The 6,482-nt window shown below is 41.0% G+C and carries 6 protein-coding genes; 3 read left to right on the top strand and 3 right to left on the bottom strand.

Annotated features, from left to right (window positions below; translation table 11 throughout):
• Nucleotides 1-397 precede the first annotated feature (397 nt).
• Entirely contained in the window at nt 398-1,132 is a 735-nt protein-coding gene (locus H0U71_03595) for an NTP transferase domain-containing protein (GenBank protein MBA2654137.1), read from the top strand.
• Nucleotides 1,125-2,165: a dTDP-glucose 4,6-dehydratase gene (gene rfbB / locus H0U71_03590; GenBank protein ID MBA2654136.1), complete on the top strand. Its 1,041-nt coding sequence runs from the start codon at nt 1,125-1,127 to the stop codon at nt 2,163-2,165. Before H0U71_03595 ends, rfbB begins: the two co-directional genes overlap by 8 nt.
• On the opposite strand, the gene H0U71_03585 is transcribed toward rfbB, so the two are convergent.
• Complete coding sequence (locus H0U71_03585) at nt 2,162-2,926, bottom strand: hypothetical protein (protein ID MBA2654135.1); 765 nt, start codon at nt 2,924-2,926, stop codon at nt 2,162-2,164. The genes rfbB and H0U71_03585 overlap by 4 nt on opposite strands.
• A gap of 22 nt (nt 2,927-2,948) precedes the next feature.
• Nucleotides 2,949-3,716 (bottom strand): hypothetical protein, encoded by a 768-nt coding sequence (locus tag H0U71_03580; GenBank protein MBA2654134.1) that lies wholly within the window; start codon nt 3,714-3,716, stop codon nt 2,949-2,951.
• Between the two features lie 358 nt (nt 3,717-4,074).
• Between H0U71_03580 and H0U71_03575 the strand changes: the two genes are divergently transcribed.
• A complete protein-coding gene (locus H0U71_03575) occupies nt 4,075-4,647 on the top strand; it encodes a cob(I)yrinic acid a,c-diamide adenosyltransferase (protein MBA2654133.1) in 573 nt (190 codons plus the stop codon).
• A 15-nt stretch (nt 4,648-4,662) separates the two neighbouring features.
• Here H0U71_03575 and H0U71_03570 read toward each other — a convergent pair whose 3' ends face one another.
• A complete protein-coding gene (locus H0U71_03570) occupies nt 4,663-6,447 on the bottom strand; it encodes an adenosylcobalamin-dependent ribonucleoside-diphosphate reductase (protein MBA2654132.1) in 1,785 nt (594 codons plus the stop codon).
• Nucleotides 6,448-6,482 lie beyond the last annotated feature (35 nt).

Below are 6,482 nucleotides of genomic sequence, written 5' to 3'. Positions count from 1 at the left end.
GGAATGAGAGGTGTACGTCGGGGAATGAGAGGTGTACGTCGGGGAATGAGAGGTGTACGTCGGGAATGAAGTGCACGTCAGGGAATGAAGTATACATCGGGGGACGATGTAGAAAAGTTTGTTTGCGGGACGATGGCTAAGTCACGCAATCTGCAACAACGCTGAGTTGACCACGAATTTGAAATTATGCTAGTTTAACTGTAACTGTTCAGCCTCTAGAAGCGAAGTCCATATTTGGCTGAACCTTCAACGAATAATCAAAAGAAAAAGCGTAGCCTCTTTAAATGGGTGAGCAGTTTTCTTTTGGTTTTTATTGAAATTCCACACAAATCTAAATGTTTGTGCAGCTTCTAAAAGTACTGAACTGTAATGTTCCAACTACAAGATGGCAGGAGCTATGAAAGGAATTATACTTGCAGGGGGCAAAGGAACCCGCTTATACCCATTAACACGGGCAACCAATAAACATCTTCTCCCCGTCGGTCATGAACCCATGATCTATCATTTAATAAGGCAAATGGTCTCTGCCAACATTCATGAGATTCTGGTGATTACTAGTACCTTTCATATGGGAGATGTAGTGAATTGTTTGGGAAGTGGGGCCATGTTTGATTGTTCACTCACTTATAAAGTTCAAGAAGAAGCGTCAGGGATAGCTCACGCTCTTGCATTGGCGAAGGGGTTTGCGAATGGCGATAAAATTTGTGTGGCATTAGGCGACAATATTTTTGAATACAGTATTGTGCCCTATGTAAAACGCTTTTCTGAGCAAAAGGAAGGCGCGAGGGTATTGCTGAAAGAAGTAGGGGACCCTGAACGTTATGGGGTAGCTGCATTGGATGAATGTCAGGTCATCGATATTGAAGAAAAACCTTCAATGCCGAAATCGAAGTATGCGGTAGTCGGTTTATATTTTTATGATGATCAAGTGTTCGACATTATTGAGAGCACAAAACCTTCTATTCGCGGAGAATATGAAATCACTTCAGTCAATAATTATTATATCTCAAAACGTCAGCTCGAATATGATATTTGTGTAGGTCGTTGGACAGATGCAGGCACGATTGAGTCATTACTCGAGGCAAATAAAATTTTGATACGTAATAAAAATCAGATAATTGCGCATGGATAAATATACTCCTCGCAATATATTAGTGACAGGTGGCGCTGGTTTCATTGGCAGTCATTTCGTGCGGCAACTATTACAAACAGCTGATAATTTATTTATTGTAAATTTAGATGCATTAACTTATGCGGGGTCCATAAAGAATATTGCCGATCTTATTTCTTACCCAAATCATCGTTTTGTGAAGGGGAATATAATTGATCGAGCGATTATAACGGAAATTTTCATGCATCATTCTATCGATACCGTGGTGCATTTTGCTGCTGAGAGTCATGTTGATCGATCTATTAATGAGCCAGGGCAATTCATTCAAACAAATATAGTGGGTACCTTTACCTTGCTTGACGTTGCAAGAGAAGTATGGCGTCAACGTTATGCTCTGGATCCTACTCAATGTCGCTTCCATCATATTTCTACCGATGAGGTATTCGGAAGTTTAGATAAACTTGAGGCGCCTTTTACGGAAACCTCTCATTATGAACCCAATTCTCCCTATTCAGCCAGCAAGGCAAGTTCAGATTTATTGGTAAGGGCATACACCAAAACGTATAACTTACCCTGCACCCTCTCTAACTGTTCAAATAATTTTGGTCCTTATCAACATGACGAAAAGTTTATACCTACTACCATCAGTGCATGCCTTAATCAATTTCCCATCCCCGTATATGGTGATGGCTCAAATATACGTGATTGGTTGTATGTAGAAGAGCATTGTCAGGCTATATTGCAAATACTCCACCATGGCAAAGTGGGCGACACCTACAACATTGGTGGTAATTATGAAATTAGTAATATCGATCTCGCGAAACTCATTTGCACAATAATGGACACGATTTATCCCACCCTGAATCCACACGCCGAACTGATTACCTTTGTTAAAGATAGGGCGGGGCATGATTGGCGTTATGCAATCAGTATCGATAAAATTCAAAATGAATTAGGTTGGTCTCCGAGCGCAGATTTTCAAGCTAACTTACTTAAAACTATTCAGTGGTATTTGCAATTGGCGAGGGCTGAAACGAGTACTGTTTCAATTTAAAATACATAGCCTATTCCAGCCAGAAATGTTGTTTCATGTAAGTAATCGGATTGATACTCAATATGATTGGGTGCTAGGTTTTCTTCTACCGCGAAATTTTTAAATATCAATTCACCGAGATTATTATAACGCAGTTGCACATTGGCAAATAAATACTGGGTAAAGAAGTAACGCGTTCCTAGAGTGGCTCCCCAACTAAAATTACTTTCAGTAGCGTTATAAACCAACGGCAGAGGGTTTGATACCGTCCCGGGTTGATGGTAACTCTTTAAGTTGGCTACGCCACCGCTAATCCCAGCATAAGGCACCCATCCTGTACAGGTATGCCAATCTAAATAAAGCGTTCCCATTGTATTTCGCACAAGAAATCGATCTCTTGCAAAAGTCTCTTCTTCAAATAAAGGCTGAAACAAAGGGTCAAGTTTATAGTCGATATCCGAATAAAAATAATTTATTTCGATTCTCAAAGGTGTTTTGGTGCAGGGATAAAAATCGAAGCCCAAGGTGGGTATGAAGCTATTGTCAGATTCTTTGATAAAATTGTTAGACCTTATCGGAAGCAAGTCATTTACTTCAGGGCGGTGTAGCGCGAAGTTAAACCAAGAATAACCGACATTAAGTCCAATATATAAGCCAATTAAGGGACACGATTTGAAACAAGGTGCAGAACTATCACTTATGATCGTATAAACATTCGTCGCTTGGGCATTAGCTGAAAATAACATCCCGAGCACAATCATATATTTGACAAATTTGTTCATTATCTTAACCTTTTTTACTACCCTAAAATACATAGGCTATGCCGGCTAGTAGGGTGCGCTCATGTAAGTAATCAGATGAAAATTCACGATGATTTGAAAGAGATAAGTCTTCCTTATTTACGAAGATCATTTCTTTTAAATCATTAAAGCGTAATTGAAGATTACCTACAAAATGATTCGTAAAGAAGAATCTTGCACCTACCGTTCCTCCATAACTGAACGAATGCGAGGTATGAGAAAAATCGAAGTTAGTGGGTGGTTGCAACCGTCTACGAGGTGCTTCTTCAGTTTTGAGTACGACATAACCGCCGCTGGCCCCAATATAAGGCACAAAGCGAGTGCAGGTATGCCAATCAAAGAAAAGGGTAAGCATCGTATTATAAAAACGGAAAGTATTATTAGAAAGCCTATCTTCCTCAAAAGGCGGTAGGAATAATGGATCTTGGGTAAAATTTTTATCTTCATAAACTTCATTAAGTTCGAGACGAAGAGGAATTTTGCGTTTTGGAAAAAAGTCATACCCCACCGCAATTAGAGGAACCCAATCTCGTGGACGCCATCGCGGTTTATTAAGGGGAGGGAGATCGAGCGAAGGGGGAGTATGCAAACGAAAATTATACCAATTGTAACCTATATTGGCACCGAGGTATAAACCTGCGTAAGTATTATAAGAAGAGCAGCATACCTCTGATCCTTCATTATAAAATTCGATACTTTGATAATTATATCCGTAGATTTTAGTCGCAAAAATCAGTGCACAACATAATAACGATTTGAGCAAATGTTTCATCTATTCCCTCGATGTTGCCAACGGATGTGGCTCCTTTTGAAGTCGGGTATTTTAGCACGAATCATCGGAACTTAAAGGGATAAATTATGCTAATCGATCCCGCGATCAAGTCGCGGGACGACGGTTAAGTGTAGGTCGCGGGACGACGGTTAAGTGTAGGTCGCGGGACGACGCCGAAAATGTAGGCCACGTTTATGGGCCCTGAACTATGCAAATGATTGAGATTGGTGGAGATTTCCACGTAGAGAAGAATATGCTAGCTTCTTTATTGCAAATCAAACAAGTTTATTGTAGGTTGACGACTTCTTTTTAAGCCAAAAGAACAGAGTCATCAAAATTATCCACCCATTAGGAAAATATGGTTAAAATCACAAGAGTGTATACAAAAAAAGGCGACAAGGGCGATACGGGCAGTCTTAAATCTAATCGCACTTCAAAAAACTCGCTACGCATTGAAGTGTTGGGCGCACTGGATGAGCTCAATTCATTCCTGGGTTGGATTGTGGTACTACTGAACGACGAAAATGCGCACTTAAAAACACAATTACTCACTATTCAAAATGTGTTATTTGATGTAGGCGCTTACCTTTGTGGAAGCTCCAAAATAAACAATCCCACTGTACTTTTCTCCCACATCGTCACCCATTTAGAAAATGAAATTGACGTCATGAACGCCACCCTGCCTCACCTGGATTCATTTGTGCTCCCCGGAGGTAATGAAATAACAGCACGTTTACATATTGCTCGTACCATTTGTCGTCGGGCAGAACGTTGCCTTGTCAGTTTTGCGCAAGAGCAAAAAGATACGACCGTCATTCCTTATCTTAACCGTCTCAGCGATTGGCTTTTCGTTGCCGCGAGATTTATTGCATACCAACAAAATGTAGAGGAGCAGTTGTGGCAGCCTAGCTGGGAAAAGAATTCACAGTAATGTCGGAATGTTCTCTCATCTTACTCCCGGCAATGAGCAACAAGGATCGGTTTCTTCTGTCCAGAGAACACTGCCGGTTATTGGGTTCGGTCGAAAGATTGTGCAGCCCTTCAAACCTAACTCATGTGCTTGTAAATAGATGTCCGGTAATTGATTAAAAGGATAATCTTCGGGCAGATTAATTGTTTTGGAGATGGCGTTGTCAATATAAGGTTGCACTGCGCCCTGAATTGCTAAATGGTCTTGCGGCGCAAGCGTTTTTACCTCTTTCCATGCAGGGGGCAAGCCTTGATGCTCCTTCCGCCAAAGATGAAAAGCGTAATCTTCAATTCTGAACTGTATCTTATCTTTATTCGCGCCGCGTATGCTTCTTTCATATTGGCTAGCAAAAATAGGTTCAATACCGCCCGAAACATTATTTGCTAAAAGGCTGATACTGCCAGTGGGGGCAATAGCATTATGGTGGCTATTGCGCATGCCATATTTTCTTATTTCTTGTTGTAACTCAGGGGGCAAAGACAACACAAACTGTCCCGCTAAATAATCCTGACTAAATAAAGGAAATGATCCCTTATCGCGACCCAGCTGGCATGAGGTTTCCCAAGTGGTAAAAGCCACTTTTTGAGAAATAGATTTTGCTAAGGCTAATGACTCCGCACTGCCATAAGGAATACCGAGCATTAGAAATACATTTGCTAAACCTGTAAAGCCTAATCCTAGTCGCCTTGTATTAAGGGCAGCATATTTTTGCGCTTTTAAAGGATAATGCGAAATCTCCACCACATTATCTAAGAACCGTGTAGCAACTTTTATTACTGCCTCTAAATGCCTCCAATCGAGCTTAGCAAGCGCTGTGAATGGATGCCTCACGAACTGGGTGAGATTAATTGATCCCAAGTTACAGGCACCATAATAAGGCAGAGGTATCTCACCACAAGGATTAGTAGCCGAAATCCATTCCTTATACCAGAGAGGGTTGAGATTATTAATAGTGTCTTCAAAAATTACCCCAGGTTCCGCGTATGCATAGGCGGATTCCATTATTCTCAGCCATAAGTCTCTAGCCTTGATGACCTTGATAATTTCACAATTAATAGGATAAGGACTGCCCGACCATCTTCGCAAGACAGTTCTGCCATTTTTTCCTGGAAAAACTAAAGGCCAATCGCTGTCTGCTACTACTGCATCCATAAATTCGTTGGTGATAATAACGGACAGATTAAAGTGTCTTAATTCAGAGGGATGCGATTTAATCTTAATAAATTCCATTATATCGGGATGGTCGCAACGTAAATTTGCCATCATCGCTCCACGGCGGGCTGTTGAGGACACCATCGTCGCAGACATGCTATCCCATATTTTCATAAACGAGACGGGTCCCGATGCTATAGCATGCGTTTTTTTACAGCGGTAACCACTCGGTCGTAAAATTGAAAAGTCATAACCAATGCCGCCCCCTTGTTGCAAGGTGAGTGCACCTTCTCTTAAGGCATTGAAAATCCCGCTAACTGAATCTTGCTTAATTTGCATGACAAAACAATTAAATAGCGTGACTTTATGTGCGGTCCCAGCCCCTGCCAAAATTCGACCGCCAGGCAAGAATTTAAAATCTTCTAAGAGTTCATGAAATTTTTTTTGCCAATAAGGTTGTTCCTTACTTGATTCACAACTTGCCACCGCGTTAGCCACTCGATGCCAGGTGTGATCTATCGTCGGTTCAAGAATTTTTCCGCCATCGTGGTATTGATATTTTGTTTTCCAAATGTATTCGGAAATTTCTTGCTCAAAATTCCACATCATTCTCTACCTTTTATTTCTTAAACTATAGCATGCCA

It is taken from the genome of Gammaproteobacteria bacterium (assembly GCA_013697705.1).
Lineage (GTDB): Bacteria > Pseudomonadota > Gammaproteobacteria > UBA6002 > UBA6002 > UBA6002.
This window is presented reverse-complemented; position numbering and strand designations above follow the sequence as displayed.

Excerpts from the sequence above, each read along its gene's own strand:
- H0U71_03575 (MBA2654133.1), top strand. The coding sequence starts at position 4,075 with ATGGTTAAAATCACAAGAGTGTATACAAAAAAAGGCGACAAGGGCGAT.
- H0U71_03580 (MBA2654134.1), bottom strand. The coding sequence starts at position 3,716 with ATGAAACATTTGCTCAAATCGTTATTATGTTGTGCACTGATTTTTGCG.
- H0U71_03585 (MBA2654135.1), bottom strand. The coding sequence starts at position 2,926 with ATGAACAAATTTGTCAAATATATGATTGTGCTCGGGATGTTATTTTCA.
- H0U71_03570 (MBA2654132.1), bottom strand. The coding sequence starts at position 6,447 with ATGATGTGGAATTTTGAGCAAGAAATTTCCGAATACATTTGGAAAACA.
- H0U71_03595 (MBA2654137.1), top strand. The coding sequence starts at position 398 with ATGAAAGGAATTATACTTGCAGGGGGCAAAGGAACCCGCTTATACCCA.
- rfbB (MBA2654136.1), top strand. The coding sequence starts at position 1,125 with ATGGATAAATATACTCCTCGCAATATATTAGTGACAGGTGGCGCTGGT.